Raw genomic sequence first — 887 nt, forward strand, 5'->3', positions numbered from 1 at the left:
TAGGGCGTGTTGATCTTTCGTGAGTGTTTTTTGAACAGCATGGTAAAGAGTTATAATTTGCTTCGCCAAAAGTAAAACCATAACCAATACCATGCCAAGAACAATGCTAACTGATATTCGCTGGGAACTGCTACTCCAAATTATGAAAAGTACAGGTCGTATTTACGATAAAACTGAACATCGAATGACATTTGAAGGAATACTTTATCGAATGAGAACAGGTATTCCTTGGCGGGATCTACCCTCTGAGTTCGGAGAGTGGAGTACCGTTTACAGACGATTTAACCTTTGGTCAAAGAAAGGAGTTTTAGATAATCTTTTCAAAAGCTTATCTAGCATGGCTGATTTTGAATGGGTATTTCTTGATGGCTCTATAGTTAGAGCGCATCAGCATAGTACAGGTGCAGCGACTGAAAGTTCAGAGCAAATAGGAAAAAGTCGCGGGGGCAACTCAACCAAAATTCACTTAGCCGTAGATAGTGGTGGCCTGCCGATTTGCTTTGATTTATCAGAGGGACAACGCCACGATATAGTGCATGCTGAAAGCTTAGTTGAGCAACTCGATGAAGTTAATACCATCGTTTGTGATAAAGGATATGACAGCGAACCTTTCCGTACTTTTGTTAAGGAACGTGGCGGAGAAACGGTAATTGCTAAACGCAATTACGGACAAGATATAGACAAGGACAGTATGGATTGGTGTCTATACAAGTATCGTCACTTGGTCGAAAATGCCTTTGGGAGAATTAAGCATTATCGAGCTATTTCAAGTAGATATGACAAACTAGAAAGGAATTATGCCAGCATGTTATCGCTGGCATTCATGTTAATGTGGCTACCGATGTATTGTTGAACGCGAAATGTACAGCAAAGATCAACACGCCCTA

General features: G+C 40.7%; 1 protein-coding gene. It reads left to right on the forward strand.

The annotated features are described in order from the left end of the window. The first annotated feature begins 91 nt into the window (after positions 1–91). Entirely contained in the window at positions 92–853 is a 762-nt protein-coding gene (locus tag H5300_RS26885; RefSeq protein ID WP_182797374.1) for an IS5 family transposase, read from the forward strand. The last annotated feature ends 34 nt before the right edge of the window (positions 854–887 follow it).

The organism is Vibrio sp. SG41-7, from assembly GCF_014164465.1.
GTDB classification, from domain to species: Bacteria; Pseudomonadota; Gammaproteobacteria; order Enterobacterales; family Vibrionaceae; genus Vibrio; species Vibrio splendidus.